This window comes from Uliginosibacterium sp. H1 (assembly GCF_036017065.1).
Taxonomy (GTDB): Bacteria; Pseudomonadota; Gammaproteobacteria; order Burkholderiales; family Rhodocyclaceae; genus Uliginosibacterium.
In genome coordinates, this window is record NZ_JAYXHR010000003.1 from 96289 (window position 1) to 110840 (window position 14552).

Sequence of the window (14552 nt, forward strand, 5' to 3'; positions counted from 1 at the left end):
CTTTCTCCACGCGCCCACCTTCTTCCTCCTTCCCCGATGAGCGAATTCTTCATCCGCCTGGTCCTGGGCTTCATCTGGCTGCTGCACTGGCTGCCGCTTTCCGTCCAGGCCTGGATCGGCAATGCCCTGGGCTCGTTGCTGTACTACCTGGTGGTGCCGCGCAGGCGGGTGGTCCTGACCAATCTGCGCCTGTGCTTTCCCGAGCTGGACGAACGCGAGCGCAAGGCGCTGGCGCGCCGGCATATCCGCCTGGTGACGCGCTCCTACCTGGAGCGTGGCGTGCTGTGGTGGGCTTCCGAGGAGCGTCTGCGCGGCCTGATCCGGCGCGAGGGCTTTGAGCACATGCGTGATGCACTCGCGGAAGGGCATCCGGTCATCCTGCTGGTGCCGCACTTCATCGGCCTGGATGCAGGCGGCATGGGGGTCGCCGTGGAGTTCGAGGCCTGCAGCATGTATTCGCACCAGCGCAGCAAGGTGCTGGACAAGATGTTGCTGCGCGGCCGCTCGCGCTTCAACGGCGCCTTGCTGCTGTCGCGCCAGGAAGGGCTGCGCGGCGCGGTCAAGGCCATGAAGAAAGGCAAGCCGTTCTTCTACCTGCCGGACCTCGATTTCGGCCCCAGCGACGCGGTGTTCGTGCCTTTCTTCGGGGTGCAGGCCGCCACCATCACGGGCCTGTCGCGCCTGGCGCGACTGGCCAGGGCCAAGGTCATCCCGGTGGTCAACGAGATCCTGCCCGGCGGTGAGGGCTACGTGGTGCGCATGGAGCCACCCTGGGAGGACTTCCCGACCGACGACGTCGAGGCCGACACCCGCCGCATGAACGCCTGGCTGGAGAGCCGCGTGCGGACCATGCCGGAGCAGTACTACTGGGTGCATCGCCGCTTCAAGACGCGGCCGCCCGGCGAGCCGGGTCTCTACTGAGCGCTCCGTCCTTCCCCGCCGCCCGTAAGGCGCCCCCTGCGTACCGGTGCGTGCCAAAGAGGGCTTCGTCCTCTACGATGCAGGAAATGCCGGCAGGCAGGTGTGGATCGCTGCGGACGGCGCGATGGCGTGCAACTGCTTACGGACCGAGAGGCTGGCGTGACGCGGATCTTCATCTCCTATCGACGTGACGACACCGGCGGCTATGCCGGTCGCCTCGAGGACGCACTCGAAGGGGCGCTTGGCCGCGATGCGGTGTTCCGCGACGTGCAGGACATCGCTCCCGGCGACGATTTCGTCGCGGCGATCCGCCAGCGCCTCAAGGGCGCGGACACGGTGCTGGTGCTCATCGGCCCGCGCTGGGCCGGCCGGCTGGCGGATGGACGACGGCGCATCGACGACGCGGGCGACTTCGTGCGCATGGAGGCGGTGGCCGCGCTCGGCGCACCGCTGCGTGTCATCCCCGTGCTGCTGGCCGGCGCGACGATGCCCTCCGAATCCGATCTGCCGGAACCCCTCAAGCCGCTGGCCCGTCGCAATGCCTTCGTGCTCAGCGACGCGGGCTGGCACGACGATTTCGTGCGCCTGCTTGCCAGCCTGAGCCCGCCGCGGCGGCGCGGGGTCGTGACCCTGCTGGCAGCGGTCGTCGCGCTGGCCGTTGCCGGCGGTGCGGCGTGGTGGTGGAGCCGGCCGGCCGCACCGACCCTTGCAGAGCGTGTCCTGGGCACCTGGCAGGGCAATGTGCGCTACGCCTGGGGCGACCGCTACGACGAGCGCTTCGAGTTCAAACGCCACGCTGGCGAGCTGACCGGCACCGCCAGCTTCCTGCGCTATCCGCGCGCCATCGAGGCGCTGCGTATCGAGGGCGACAATCTGCATTTCGAAACCCATTCTCTGGAGCGGGTCGGCGAATCGGAAAAGACGCTGACCCACCGCTATTCGGCGGAGTGGGTGCAGGCAGGGGAGATTCAGGATGGGCAGGGCCCCCAGGATCGACGCGGCGAGCGCCTGCGCATGCGGCTGGTCACGACCGGTGGCCACAGCAGCAATCCGCCGATCGAGTTCGAGGCCCGCCGCGTGACGGAACCGGCGGCCGGAGCGGATCGCGCCAGCCCCTGAATGGGGCGATAATGGCGGCCATGAAGCTGCAATTCACCAAGATGCAGGGCCTGGGCAACGACTTCGTCGTCATCGACGCCGTGCGCCAGCCCATCGCCATGACCCCGCAACTCGCCGCGCGCCTGGGTGACCGCCGTTTCGGCGTCGGCGCCGACCAGATCCTCATCGTCGAGAAGTCCGAGACGGCGGGCGTGGACTTCCGCTACCGCATCTTCAACAACGACGGCAGCGAGGTGGAGCAGTGCGGCAACGGCGCGCGCTGTTTCGTGCGCTACGTGATCGATCACGGCCTCACCGACAAGACCGAGATCCGCGTCGAAACGAAGTCCGGCCTCATCACGCCGCGCGTGGTGGAAGGCGGCCTGGTGACGGTGGACATGGGCGTGCCGGTGTTCGAGCCGGCGCGCATTCCTTTCCAGTCGAATACGGATGCCGTCGAGCAACCGCTGCAGGTCGGTGCCGACACGGTCAGCATCACCGCGGTGTCGATGGGCAATCCGCACGCCGTGCAGGTGGTTGCCGACGTCGATACCGCCGCCGTCGAGACGCAAGGCCCCGTCATCGAATCGCATCCGCGCTTTCCTGCACGCGTCAATGCCGGCTTCATGCAGGTTGTCGATGCGCACACCATCCGCCTGCGCGTGTATGAACGTGGCGCCGGCGAGACGCTGGCCTGCGGTACCGGTGCCTGCGCCGCCGTGGTGGCCGGCATCCGCCGTAGCCTGCTGCAGAGCCCGGTGCGGGTGCAGACGCGTGGGGGCGACCTGTCCATCGCCTGGGACGGCGTGGGCGCACCGGTGATGATGACCGGCCCGGCCGTGAGCGTCTTCGAAGGCGAGATTGACCTATGAGGTGAAACGTCAAGCGTGAAAGGTGAAACGCGGATGCGCGCCCTTCACGGACCACGTTTCACTTTTCACCTTTCACATTTCACGGATCCCCCGAATGAACGCACAAGACGTCGTCGACTTCCTCAGCAGCCATCCCGAATTCTTTGCCGAGCACCCGGACCTGCTGGCGCAGATCTCGGTGCCGCATCCGACTGCCGGGGGCACCATCTCGCTGACCGAGCGCCAGGTGCATACGCTGCGCGAGAAACTCACCGCCGTGCAGACCAAGCTCGGCGAGCTGGTGGGCTTCGGCGAGGAGAACGACGTCATTGCCGAGAAGGTGCATCGCCTCACTCTGGCGCTGCTGCAGTCCGAGAGTTTCGAGACGGTGACCGGCTCGCTCTACAGCCACCTGCTGGAAGACTTTGCCGTGCCGCACGTGGCGCTGCGCATCTGGAACAGCATCCTCAAGCGACCCAGCGAGGAGTTCATCGAGGTCACCGAGGACTTCCGCTTCTTCGCCGCCGACCTGCACCACCCGTACTGCGGCCTGGCCAACCAGCCGGAAGTGCTGGCCTGGTTCGGCGAGGCGTCGAAGCACATCCAGTCGCTGTCGCTGGTGCCGCTGCGACGCGATGCACAGGTCTTCGGCATGCTCGCGCTGGGCAGTGAAGACCCGCAGCGCTTCTTCCCGGAGATGGGTACGCTGTATGTCGAACGCATCGGCGAGCTGGTCGGTGCCTCGCTGCTGAAGCACATCGGCTGAGGCAGCCATGCAGGCCGGGGAGCGCGACCCGCACAGCCAGCCCGAGGCCGCAGTGGACATCCCGGCGGCCGATGGGCCGGTGCCCTTGCCGACATTGCCGCCCGAGATCCTGGCCTATCTCGACTACCTGGCGTTCCAGCGCCGCAGCAGCGCGCACACCATCGCCAACTACCAGCGCGACTTTGCCGTGCTGGTCGATATGGCTGCCGGCCGGCCCTTGTCCAGCCTGAAGCTGCAGGACGTACGTCGTTTCGTCGCGCGTTCGCACGCCGGTGGCCTGTCGCCACGCTCCATCGCACGCCGCCTGTCCGCCTGGCGCGGCCTGTACCGCTGGCTGGTGCGCGAGGGCAAGCTGGAGGCCAATCCGGTGCTGACCGTGCGCGCGCCACGCGGCCCCAGGCGCCTGCCCAAGGCGTTGTCGCCGGACCAGGCCGCCGCCCTGCTGGACGGCACACCGGAGGACACGCTGGAAGTGCGCGACCTAGCGATGTTCGAGCTGTTCTACTCCTCCGGGTTGCGCCTCTCGGAGCTGGGCACGCTGGACCTGGAAGGCACCCTGTCCGTGCGCGACGACGAAGTCACCGTCTTCGGCAAGCGCGGCAAGACGCGCACCGTGCCGGTGGGTGGCAAGGCGCGCGAGGCCCTGCAGGCCTGGCTGGCCGTACGCGTGCAGATCGCAGCGGCCGACGAGCCGGCGCTGTTCGTCAGCCAGCGGGGCGGACGGCTGTCCACCGCGATGATCCGCAACCGGCTGGCACGCTGGGCGCAGTTGCGTGGCCTGCCTATCCACGTGCATCCGCACATGCTGCGCCACAGCTTCGCCAGTCATGTGCTGCAGTCGTCCGGTGACCTGCGCGCCGTGCAGGAGCTGCTCGGCCACGCCAGCATCGCCACCACGCAGGTCTACACCCACCTCGACTTCCAGCACCTCGCCAAGGTGTACGACGCCGCGCACCCGCGCGCGCGCAAAGGCAAGTGATGCGACGCGCACCCGGCCTCCTGCATCGCCGGGCGCTGCGCCCGGCGGCCCTGGCGCTATCCGTGTTGATGCTGTCCGCCTGCGCGCTGGTGCCGCTGTCGGAACGCACCCGCCAGGCACTGCCGGAACACAACGGGCCGGTCTTCGAAATGCACAATGCCGCAGGCAAGCCGGCGGGCTGGCTGTACGGCTCGGTGCATGTCGGCTCGGCCGAGCGGCCTGCGTTCTCGCAGCAGGCGCTGGTCGCCATGTCGCAGACCCGCCACGTCTACCTCGAAGTCACCGACGGCAGCGAGGACCGCTGGGACATGGCGCAATGGAAGGCCGAGGACTTCCACCCCGCGCCGGAGCCACGGCTGAGCGAGGCGCAGATGACCGAGGTGATGGGCCAGGAAGTGGACATCGTCGAGGCGCGCCGCGAGCGCACGTTCGAAGTGCAACTGGCGGGCTACTGCGGTCTGGAGCGGCGCTTCGGTTCCGAGAACACCGCGCTGAAGCTGCTGGCCGGCAGGAGCGTGCAGGTGGGCGGGCTGGAAACCACGGCCAGCCGCGAGCGCGACGAGAAAAGCGGGCCGCAGGACCCGGTGCGCCGTGCCGACGAGGAAAGCCAGGTGCGCGCGGCCATGGCGGATGCGATTGCCGGCCTCATGCAGAGCCCGAACTACGTGTGGCGTGCCGACCAGGACCCGCGCCTGCGCGTGCTGGACGCCATGTGCAGGCTGTTCTCCACCCACCCCGAGCAGCTGGCCAGCCTCGTGCAGGCCATGCCGGCGGGCACCTACCGGGCGCGCGAACGCACCATGGCCAAGGGCGTCGTGGCCGCCGTCGAGCGCGGCGAACGCCCCTTCGTGATCGTCGGTGCCATGCACCTGCTGGGAGAGGGCAGCATGCCCGCCCTGCTGGCCGAGCAGGGCATCACGGTGCGACCGATGGGCTCCACCAGGCCCTGACGACGGCGCGTGCCTGCCGCGCGCTGCGCGGGCTCAGCCGACCGCGCGCTTCGGTTCCTCGACCCCGCACAGGCGCACCCAGGTGAGTTGCAGCATGCGTGCGTCGGCGCTGGCGCGGTGGCGGGTGACCTGCTGCTCGCGCTCGATGGCCGCGCGGGTGTCGTTCCACAGGTTGGCGGTCGGCTCGTCCAGCAGGCGGGCGAGGTGGTCCAGCTTGAAGTTCGGCGCGCTGTTCGCTTCCTCGTACAACACGTTCAGCCAGGCGAAGTCGTGGTACCAGGCATCCGAATACACGGTGAGGCCGCGCAGGCGCTCGTTGAGCATGCGCGCCACCTCGTGGGCCTCGCGGCCGTGCGCCATCACCGTCTCGCGCGGGATGCCATGCACCTTCATGGCCGCGTCATCCCAGTGCGTCCAGCCCTCCGCCGGCCGCACCAGGGTGCAGAAGCTGCTGCCGTCGGGCAGGGCCACGCCGATCTCGATGGGATAGCTGCCGCGGCCGAAACCGGAGGCTTCGATGTCGATGATGGCGGGCGGATGGTTGAGCATGGCAGTCATCGTGGGGGTTGGCGGGGTGGGCGTCGATTATGGTTTGCCACAGGCCGGACAGCCCGCTGCAGCGCGGCATCGGCGCGGACAGGCAGGGTCGGCATGGTCAGCGGGGGAGGTTGAGGGGTAGCATTCGGCCCCTCGCGGGTCCGTCCTCGCACGAACCCTCGCTTGCAGGTTTTTCCTGCATTTCCTTCTTCATAGCAGCTTCAGGTTTCAGCATGGCGCGTCTCTATCTTCAAAACGGCAAGGAACGTCCGGTCCTGCGCCGCCATCCGTGGATCTTCGCCGGCTCGGTAGACCGGCTGGATGGCCGCGCCCGCCCCGGTGACACGGTGGAAGTGCTCAGCCATGACGGCCAGTTGCTGGGCCGCGCCGCCTGGTCGCCGGAGTCCCAGATCCGCGCCCGCATGTGGAGCTTCGACGCCGATACAAGCATCGACCATGCCTTCTTCAAGAAGCGCGTCGCCGAATCCGTCGCCCGCCGCCAGGCCCACCCCCACCTGCGCGGCCAGGACGGCGTGCGCCTGATCCACGGCGAATCCGATGGCCTGCCCGGTGTCATCGCCGACCGCTTCGGCCCGGTCGTGGTGGTGCAACTCACCAGCGCCGGCGCCGACAAGTGGCGCGAGGCCATCGTCGCCGGCCTCAAGCAGGCCACCGGCTGCGAGGCGGTGTACGAGCGTTCCGACTCCGAGGTGCGCAAGCTGGAAGGCCTGGAGCCCACCAGCGGCCTGCTGGATGGCGAGCTGCCGTCCCCGCTCACCATCATCGAGAATGGCGTACGCATGGAGGTGGACGTCGTCGGCGGCCACAAGACCGGCTTCTACCTCGACCAGCGCGACAACCGCCTGCTCACCGGCCAGCTCGCCGCCGGCCGCAGCGTACTCAACTGCTTCTGCTACACCGGGGGCTTCTCGCTGCAGGCGCTCGCTGGCGGCGCCGCCTCCGTGCTGTCTATCGACTCCAGCGGCCCCGCACTCGCCACCGGCGCGCGCAACCTCGCGCTCAACCCGTCACTCGACGCCAGTCGCGCCGAGTGGCTGGAGGCCGACGTCTTCGAGGCGCTGCGCAGCCTGCGTGCCGAGGGCCGGACCTTCGACCTCATCATCCTCGACCCGCCCAAGTTCGCCCCGTCTGCCGCGCACGCGCAGCGTGCCTCGCGTGCCTACCGCGACATCAACATCCTCGGCTTCCGCCTGCTCAACCCCGGCGGCATCCTGATGACGTATTCATGCTCCGGCGGCATCGGGCAGGAGCTGTTCCAGAGCATCGTCGCCAGCTCGGCCGTCGATGCCGGGGTGGAGGCGCGGATCATCCATCGCCTGTCGGCGGCAGCGGATCATCCGATCGGGTTGGCGGTGCCGGAAGGGGAGTATCTGAAGGGGCTGGCCTGTCAGGTGGGGTGACTGCCGTTGTCCGGTGCGGCGTTCCCTGAGTTTCGTCCCCTGAGCTTCGGTTTCTGAGCCTCGGTCCCTGAGCTTGTCGAAGGGGTCGAAGGGGTCAAGGGAGCGAAGGTTCTCTCGCGAGGCCCGCGCACCTCCTCATTCCCGCACCACCTCACGCACCGTCATTCCCGCGCAGGCGTGAATCCAGCGACGTTGCCCCCTCTCCCCTCAGAGGGAGAGGGCTGGGGAGAGGGGTGGTCTTTTCTACCGGCTCCCGCGGCAGGGCCTGTGCTCACTCATTGCGCTTGGCCGGGAGTTCGCCCCGGCGGGCGAGTTACCTTTTGCTGCGCGGCAAAAGGTAACCCAAAAGCGCGCCCCGCTTCCGCCGCCACGCTTCGCGTGGTTCCCTGCGCTGCGCGCCATGCCGAGCGGCTGCGGAACTCGCGCTGCGCGCTCAGATATCCTCGCCGTCGCGCTACGCGCGATCCCTCGTCACGGCTGTGCTGCTCGGCGGCTGCAGAGGGGGAGGGGGCTGTGCCGGCTCGATTGATCGCGCTTTGAGTTACGCAGCCAGATGAGAATAGCTTCCGAAAGAATGCAATGTGCATTAATGCATGTTGCTCTCCAAGTCTCTACGATACGCTGAAGACTTTGCAAAAAAGGAGCTTGCACAACGTGAGCGAGCAGGAAGCCTTGAAGTCCCTGACGGATATCGGTATTCCGATTCTTTCCGCTGTTGCAGCGACTGTTGCGGCAATTTTCGCTTGGCGAAGTTCTCGAACCGCAGTTCAAGCCCTGGAGTTGGCGAAACAGGACCATCAAGAGCGACATGCAGGCTTAGATGCATACCTTATTGATGGAGTTTCTTGGGATAGCAAGAACGGTGATCGAATCGTAGCTTTTGCGTGCTCCGTTTCGAACTCCAGTAGCGCCCCCTTGTCCGTGTCGCGCACGGAGCTCAATGTGCATGCGAAGAGGGAGGGCGGATCAGACGTTTGCGTACTTTGTAGGCCCGAACCATTCGACTTGCAGGCGGACTGGGATCTAAAGCCCATCGCTGCGCCTATTAATCTTGATGCTCGCACCACTGAGTCAGGTTGGATCGGGTTTCGAATTCCGCTGAGGGTACTTCAGTCCATGGCCGTAGACAGATACGAGATGGTTTTTGAGTGCTCCTCAGGGGAGCGCGCCTCTGTAACGCAGTATCTTTTGCAGAAGATATCAAATGCAACGCGGTAAGCTTGATGAATCAATCCTTGTTCCCCTCGTTTCTGACGGTGCAATTGCAAATCCTGACGTCGCAGATGGAAGATTGATACCTGTATTGATCATTGATTGCAGCAGTAGGCCTGAAATTTATGACCTAGTCCTATTGCATAAATCTGCGCCCCCGGGCGATGTGAAAGTTATGTGGGGAAGGAAGATTTTTAGCAAGAAAAACATCTACTTGGTTATTGAGAGCGTACGTCCTGTTTCAACCAAGTTCGGTATCCGGTTTTGCATGAGCAAGCATGCTGGGGTCGTGGATGGAGTCATTCACGCAAGGGGGTTTTACCTTCAGCCGCTCCAGTCTGGTAGACGGGTTCTGGACGGATTGGACGAACCAAAGATCCTCGTTGAAGTTCCTGACTCGGCAATGCTTAATGATTGGCATGCAATGCATCACGCCTCTGTTGTGAAGACCTATCGTCAGCAAGGGGCTTCACGAGGTGCCGCCAGAAAACTGGCGGATGAGCATTTGCAGAGGCTATCTGAGCTCTGGCAATTGCGACAACAGGCTGGCGTATCCGAATCAACCGACGACGGTATTTAGTCCCGTGCGTGCAGTTGGTGGAGCGCAACGCGTCCAATGAACTGATACAAAGCAAAGTCAGTAAGTACGCACGGCCCACCCCTCCCCTCTCCAGCCGCCGAGCAGCACAGCCGTGACGAGGAATCGCGCGTAGCGCGATGGCGAGTTGTGGAGCCGCTCGGCATGACGCGCAGTGTAGGGGACCACGCGAGCTATGTGCTCCACGCAAGCTCATCGCAATTAGTTAGCTTGGCGCGGTTCCTACTCATTTGGAAGTTGTAACCATGAGCGGTGAAATTGCACAGTCTAAAGAGAGTCAATGGCATGGCTCTCACCATCCTTGGAGCTTCCGTCCGCACGCGTACCGCTGGGAAGGCGAGCGGATCGCGGGAGTCAATATGTTGCCGCTCGCTACTGAGTTGCGGGCGTGGATGTTGCAACTTGGAGAGCTGGCACTCATGCCGACGTTGATGCCTCCAGCGGAGGGTGGGTTTACGAATCCATACACCGCCAACGGCGTTACTCTGACGCTTCTCATGAGCAGAGTGATCAACGCTTCTCACGAATACGCAACCTCCCAAATGCAAGGCCACAGCGAAGTAGACGCGGAGATTAAACGAGTTCGCCTATACAACGAACTGCTCATCTACTCTGCCCGGCTGTGTGAGGTGGCGATTAAACAACTGCTCTATTGCACCCAAATCCCCGAGTCTCGATACGAACGGATGGCGTTGGGTGCATTGTTAGAGTCCCCGTGCCCCACCTGCAAACGGGGAGGCGGCAATAAGCCTCATCTTGTCTCTTTGGTCGGTACGCTGGCACATCCATACCATCTTTGCCGTGAGTTCGAGCATTGCGCTATGGATCACATGGATCTAGTGAATCGGCTGCGAAACTCGGAAGCAGCTCATGCCGGAGTTCAGCGTCTGAACATCAGATCTGTTGAAGCGTCCAAGGCCCAACTAATGGAAGACAGTCACGAGATTCTCAATGGTTTTGTACACATGCTGTCGCATCTGAAAGACTTAGAGCAGAATGCTTGTGGATCTGGCTGAGAAAGGGGAGGCAATAAATGCTCTGAAGAGCGGTGGCCTGCAGGCATCAAGCTGCAATTTCAACCTGGTCCCTGGCGAGAGATTCTCCTTTGATCTGCGGGAGCCAGGGAGTCAATGATCGAGCCGAGCCCGAGTAGGGTGCAATAACCCAAGGGCATTGCGCCGGATGAGGGTGTCTCTGCAGAGTGCTGCCTGCCAATCGGGAACGACCCCAATCCCCTCTGTAGCCGCCGAGCAGCACAGCCGTGACGAGGGATCGCGCGTAGCGCGACGGCGAGGATGTCTGAGCGCGCAGCGCGAGTTCCGCAGCCGCTCGTCATGGCGCGCAGCGCAGGGAACCACGCGAAGCGTGGCGGCGGAAGCGGGGCGCGTTCTCTGCATACTCTCTGCCGCGCAGCAGAGAGTATGTCGCCCGCCGGGGCGAACTCCCGGCGCTGCGTAACGGGTGACCACGGGCCTTGCGGCGGGAGCCGGTAGAACAAGCCAGGGCGCGTGGGCTCGCCGAGCCCACCCTACAGCGGCTACAGCGGCTTCGACCGCTTCGATCCCTTCGACAGGCTCAGGGAACGAAGCTCGGGGGTTGCGCGGACATGACGTCCGGGTGATTGCACCGCACCCACAATGCAGAAGGGCCGCTTGCGCGGCCCTTTTCGTTACTCCCTCAGCAACGCATCAGCGATGCACACCCTCAAGCCGCGAGCGCCACCTTGATGCGCCCACCCTCCACATCCACCACATGCGCCTTTACCGAGCATTCCGGCAACTCCAGACACGCACCCGTGCGCAGATCAAAGTGGTTCTTGTACAGCGGCGAGGCGACGACGATGTTCTCGCCGAGGTTGCCGACCAGGCCGCGTGACAGCACGCTGGCGCCGGACTTCGGGTCCACGTTGTCGATGGCGTAGAACTGCTCGGGGCCGACGCGGAAGACGGCGACGTGGCGGCCTTCCACCAGTGCACAGACACCGGTGTTGGGGATGATGTCGTCGGCGGCGCAGATGTCGGTCCAGGTCATGGTTGCGGTACTCATATGATTTCTCCGGCTACGGTTCAGGCGGGGGTGGCGGCTTCGGCGCGTTCTTCGGGGCGGGCGGGGCGGATCTGGCCGCGTTCCTGCACGAATATGACGTGCTCGTCCGGCTTGTCGCTGTTCACGAAGGAGCGGAAGCGCTTGCGGGTGTCCGGGTCATTGACGGCGGACTTCCATTCGCACTGGTAGGTGTCGACCACCGCCTGCATCTGCGACTCCAGCTCGGCGCACAGGCCCAGGCTGTCGTTGATGAGCACACTCTTCAGGTAGTCGAGGCCGCCTTCCAGGTTCTCGCGCCAGGTGCTGGTGCGTTGCAGGCGGTCTGCGGTGCGCACGTAGAACATCAGGAAACGGTCGATCAGCTTGAGCAGCTCGACCTTGGTGAGGTCGCTGGCGATCAGCTCGGCGTGGCGCGGCTTCATGCCGCCGTTGCCGGCGACGTAGAGGTTCCAGCCCTTGTCGGTGGCGATGACGCCGACGTCCTTGCCCTGCGCTTCGGCGCATTCACGGGTGCAGCCGGATACGCCGAACTTGATCTTGTGCGGCGCGCGCAGGCCCTTGTAGCGGTTCTCCAGTTCGACGGCGAGGCCGACGCTGTCATCCACGCCGTAGCGGCACCAGGTGCTGCCGACGCAGCTCTTTACGGTGCGCAGCGACTTGCCATAGGCATGGCCGGATTCGAAGCCGGCGGCGATGAGTTCTTCCCAGATGTTGGGTAGTTGCTCCAGGCGGGCGCCGAACATGTCGACCCGCGCGCCACCGGTGATCTTGGTGTACAGGCCGTACTTCTTGGCCACCTGACCGACGGCGATGAGGCCGTCCGGCGTCACCTCGCCACCGGGCATGCGCGGCACCACGGAGTAGGTGCCGTCCTTCTGGATGTTGCCGAGGAAGTAGTCGTTGCTGTCCTGCAGGGCAGCGAGGTCCTTCTTCAGCACGAACTCGTTCCAGCACGACGCGAAGATGCTCGCCGCGGCCGGCTTGCAGATGTCGCAGCCCATGCCTTTGCCATGCGTGTGCAGCAGCGCCTCGAAGCTCTTGATCTCGCCGACGCGGATCAGGTGGTACAGCTCCTGGCGCGAGTAGGGGAAGTGTTCGCAGATGTGGTTGTTCACCGCCATGCCGCGCTTGGCCATCTCGGCCTTCATCACCTGCGTGACCAGCGGCACGCAGCCGCCGCAGGTGGCGCCGGCCTTGGTGCAGGACTTCATCTGCGCGATGGTGCAGTTGCCTTCGCCCACCGCGGCGCAGATCTGGCCCTTGGTGACGTTGTTGCACGAGCAGATCTGCGCGGTGTCGGGCAGCGCATCCACGCCCAGGCCCGGCTTGGCCTTGCCGTCGCTGGACGGCAGGATCAGGAACTCCGGGTCTTCCGGCAGGGTGATGCCGTTGAGCGCCATCTGCAGCAGCGTGCCGTACTCGTCGGCATTGCCCACCAGCACCGCGCCCAGCAGTTGCTTGCCGTCCGGGCTGACGACGATCTTCTTGTAGACCTGCTTGCGCTCGTCGATGAACTGGTAGCTGCGGCAATCCGGCGTGCGGCCGTGCGCGTCGCCGATGCTGGCGACATCCACGCCCATCAGCTTCAGCTTGGTGCTCATGTCGGCGCCGACGAACTGCGCGTCCGTCTCGCCGGCCAAGTGGCGGGCCGTCACGCGGGCCATGTCGTAGCCGGGCGCGACGAGGCCGAAGGTCTGGTCGTTCCACGCCGCGCATTCGCCGATGGCGTAGATGTGCGGGTCGCTGGTGATGCAGTTGCTGTCGATGACGATGCCGCCGCGCGGGCCGGTGGCCAGCGCGCACTGACGGGCCAGTTCGTCACGCGGGCGGATGCCGGCGGAGAACACGATCATGTCCGTCTCCAGCCAGGTGCCGTCGGCGAACACCATGCGGTGGCGCGCGGTGGCGCCATCGACGATCTCGGTGGTGTTGCGGTTGGTATGCACCTTGAGGCCCAGGTCCTCGATCTTCGCGCGCAGCACCTTGCCGCCGCCTTCGTCCACCTGAACCGCCATCAGGCGCGGGGCGAACTCCACCACGTGCGTCTCCAGGCCCAGGTCGCGCAGCGCCTTGGCGCACTCCAGGCCGAGCAGGCCGCCGCCCACCACCACGCCACTCTTGGAGATGGCACCGGCTGCGGTCATCGCCTCCAGGTCCTCAATGGTGCGGTAGACGAAGCAGTTGTCGCGGTCACGCCCCGGCACCGGCGGCACGAAGGGGTTGGAGCCGCTGGCGATCACCAGCTTGTCGTAGGCGAGCGTCTCGCCGTCGGCGGTGGTGACGGTGCGGGCGCGGCGGTCGATGGACACCGCGCGGGACTTGAGTTTCAGGTTGAAGCGGGTGCGCTCGAAGAAGCCGGGCTCGACCAGGGACAGGTCATCGGCAGTCTTGCCGCTGAAGAATGCGGAGAGATGCACCCGGTCGTAGGCCGCGCGGGGTTCCTCGCAGAGGACAGTGACGTTGGCCCCGGCCAGGGAGGTTTCGGCCAGGCTTTCGAGGAACTTGTGGCCCACCATGCCGTGGCCAACGAGGATGATATTCATGTCTGATCCTGCACAACGCGGGGCCATGGGGCTGTGCAGTGACACTGCGCCTCGGCCCACCCGCGATAACGTCCGTCACCGGACTGGGGTGAACAAAAATGGGTTGGAACCTCACCTGGGCGCGCACACGCGGTGACACCCGAGTCAGAGTTCCGCCGTCATCAGCGGAGGCTCAAACAGTCCGCAGCATCGACACCGCGGACGGAAGTCATATAGCAAGGGGTGTGCCGGATTCGCCAAGTACCCATTCCGCCAGGAGGGGCGCTGGTTTGCGGGCGGTCGGGGCCGCTTCGGGGCGCTGTTTGCGGGGGAAGGGCGCGCTGTTGTGGTGCGGCGGGAGCCCCATCGCGGGGCGGGGGTGGGGGCTGCGTTGTGTTCGGGTCACCCACGCCGAGGGCGTCGGTCGGGATGGTGGCCGTGCGGGACACGTTGATCCCATGCCACCTCACGCACCGTCATTCCCGCGCGGTCCCTGAGCTCGTCGAAGGGCGGGAATCCAGTGTCGTTGTCTTGCTTCGTGGTTCTACCGGCTCCCGCCGCAGGGCCTGTGCTCACTCGTTACGCTTGGCCGGGAGTTCGCCCCGGCGGGCGAGCTACCTTTTGCTGCGCGGCAAAAGGTAGCCCAAAAAC

At 65.4% G+C, this 14552-nt stretch carries 12 protein-coding genes; 9 read left to right on the forward strand and 3 right to left on the reverse strand.

What is annotated here, in order from left to right; translation table 11 throughout:
• Window positions 1-36: 36 nt before the first annotated feature.
• The 6 genes from VVD47_RS17115 (at window position 37) to VVD47_RS17140 (ending at window position 5565) form a co-directional block, all read left to right on the forward strand.
• On the forward strand, window positions 37-921 hold the full coding sequence (locus VVD47_RS17115; protein WP_327604726.1) for an LpxL/LpxP family acyltransferase: 885 nt from the start codon (window positions 37-39) through the stop codon (window positions 919-921).
• A gap of 159 nt (window positions 922-1080) precedes the next feature.
• Window positions 1081-2040: a toll/interleukin-1 receptor domain-containing protein gene (locus VVD47_RS17120; RefSeq protein WP_327604727.1), complete on the forward strand. Its 960-nt coding sequence runs from the start codon at window positions 1081-1083 to the stop codon at window positions 2038-2040.
• A gap of 20 nt (window positions 2041-2060) precedes the next feature.
• Window positions 2061-2891, forward strand: a complete 831-nt coding sequence (gene dapF, locus VVD47_RS17125) for a diaminopimelate epimerase (protein ID WP_327604728.1) — start codon at window positions 2061-2063, stop codon at window positions 2889-2891.
• Between the two features lie 94 nt (window positions 2892-2985).
• The gene (locus VVD47_RS17130; protein WP_327604729.1) at window positions 2986-3636 is read left to right on the forward strand and encodes a DUF484 family protein; all 651 of its coding nucleotides are present in this window, start codon (window positions 2986-2988) and stop codon (window positions 3634-3636) included.
• 7 nt (window positions 3637-3643) lie between these two features.
• Window positions 3644-4615 carry a tyrosine recombinase XerC gene (xerC, locus tag VVD47_RS17135; protein WP_327604730.1) on the forward strand — a complete coding sequence of 324 codons (972 nt, stop codon included), beginning with the start codon at window positions 3644-3646 and terminating at the stop codon, window positions 4613-4615.
• Window positions 4615-5565, forward strand: a complete 951-nt coding sequence (locus VVD47_RS17140; RefSeq protein ID WP_327604731.1) for a TraB/GumN family protein — start codon at window positions 4615-4617, stop codon at window positions 5563-5565. Before xerC ends, VVD47_RS17140 begins: the two co-directional genes overlap by 1 nt.
• 33 nt (window positions 5566-5598) lie before the next feature.
• On the opposite strand, the gene VVD47_RS17145 is transcribed toward VVD47_RS17140, so the two are convergent.
• Window positions 5599-6114, reverse strand: coding sequence for a 3'-5' exonuclease (locus VVD47_RS17145; protein WP_327604732.1), 516 nt, complete (start codon window positions 6112-6114; stop codon window positions 5599-5601).
• Between the two features lie 221 nt (window positions 6115-6335).
• Here VVD47_RS17145 and VVD47_RS17150 point away from each other — a divergent pair, with 221 nt between their 5' ends.
• The 3 genes from VVD47_RS17150 to VVD47_RS17160 all read left to right on the forward strand — a co-directional run bounded on the left by VVD47_RS17150 (window position 6336) and on the right by VVD47_RS17160 (window position 10349).
• Window positions 6336-7523, forward strand: a complete 1188-nt coding sequence (locus VVD47_RS17150) for a class I SAM-dependent rRNA methyltransferase (protein WP_327604733.1) — start codon at window positions 6336-6338, stop codon at window positions 7521-7523.
• A 1204-nt stretch (window positions 7524-8727) separates the two neighbouring features.
• Window positions 8728-9315 carry a hypothetical protein gene (locus tag VVD47_RS17155; RefSeq protein ID WP_327604734.1) on the forward strand — a complete coding sequence of 196 codons (588 nt, stop codon included), beginning with the start codon at window positions 8728-8730 and terminating at the stop codon, window positions 9313-9315.
• Window positions 9316-9578: 263 nt separating this feature from the next.
• On the forward strand, window positions 9579-10349 hold the full coding sequence (locus tag VVD47_RS17160; protein ID WP_327604735.1) for a hypothetical protein: 771 nt from the start codon (window positions 9579-9581) through the stop codon (window positions 10347-10349).
• A gap of 688 nt (window positions 10350-11037) precedes the next feature.
• On the opposite strand, the gene nirD is transcribed toward VVD47_RS17160, so the two are convergent.
• Window positions 11038-11379 (reverse strand): nitrite reductase small subunit NirD, encoded by a 342-nt coding sequence (nirD, locus tag VVD47_RS17165; protein ID WP_327604736.1) that lies wholly within the window; start codon window positions 11377-11379, stop codon window positions 11038-11040.
• 20 nt (window positions 11380-11399) lie between these two features.
• On the reverse strand, window positions 11400-13922 hold the full coding sequence (gene nirB, locus VVD47_RS17170) for a nitrite reductase large subunit NirB (protein ID WP_327604737.1): 2523 nt from the start codon (window positions 13920-13922) through the stop codon (window positions 11400-11402).
• Window positions 13923-14552 lie beyond the last annotated feature (630 nt).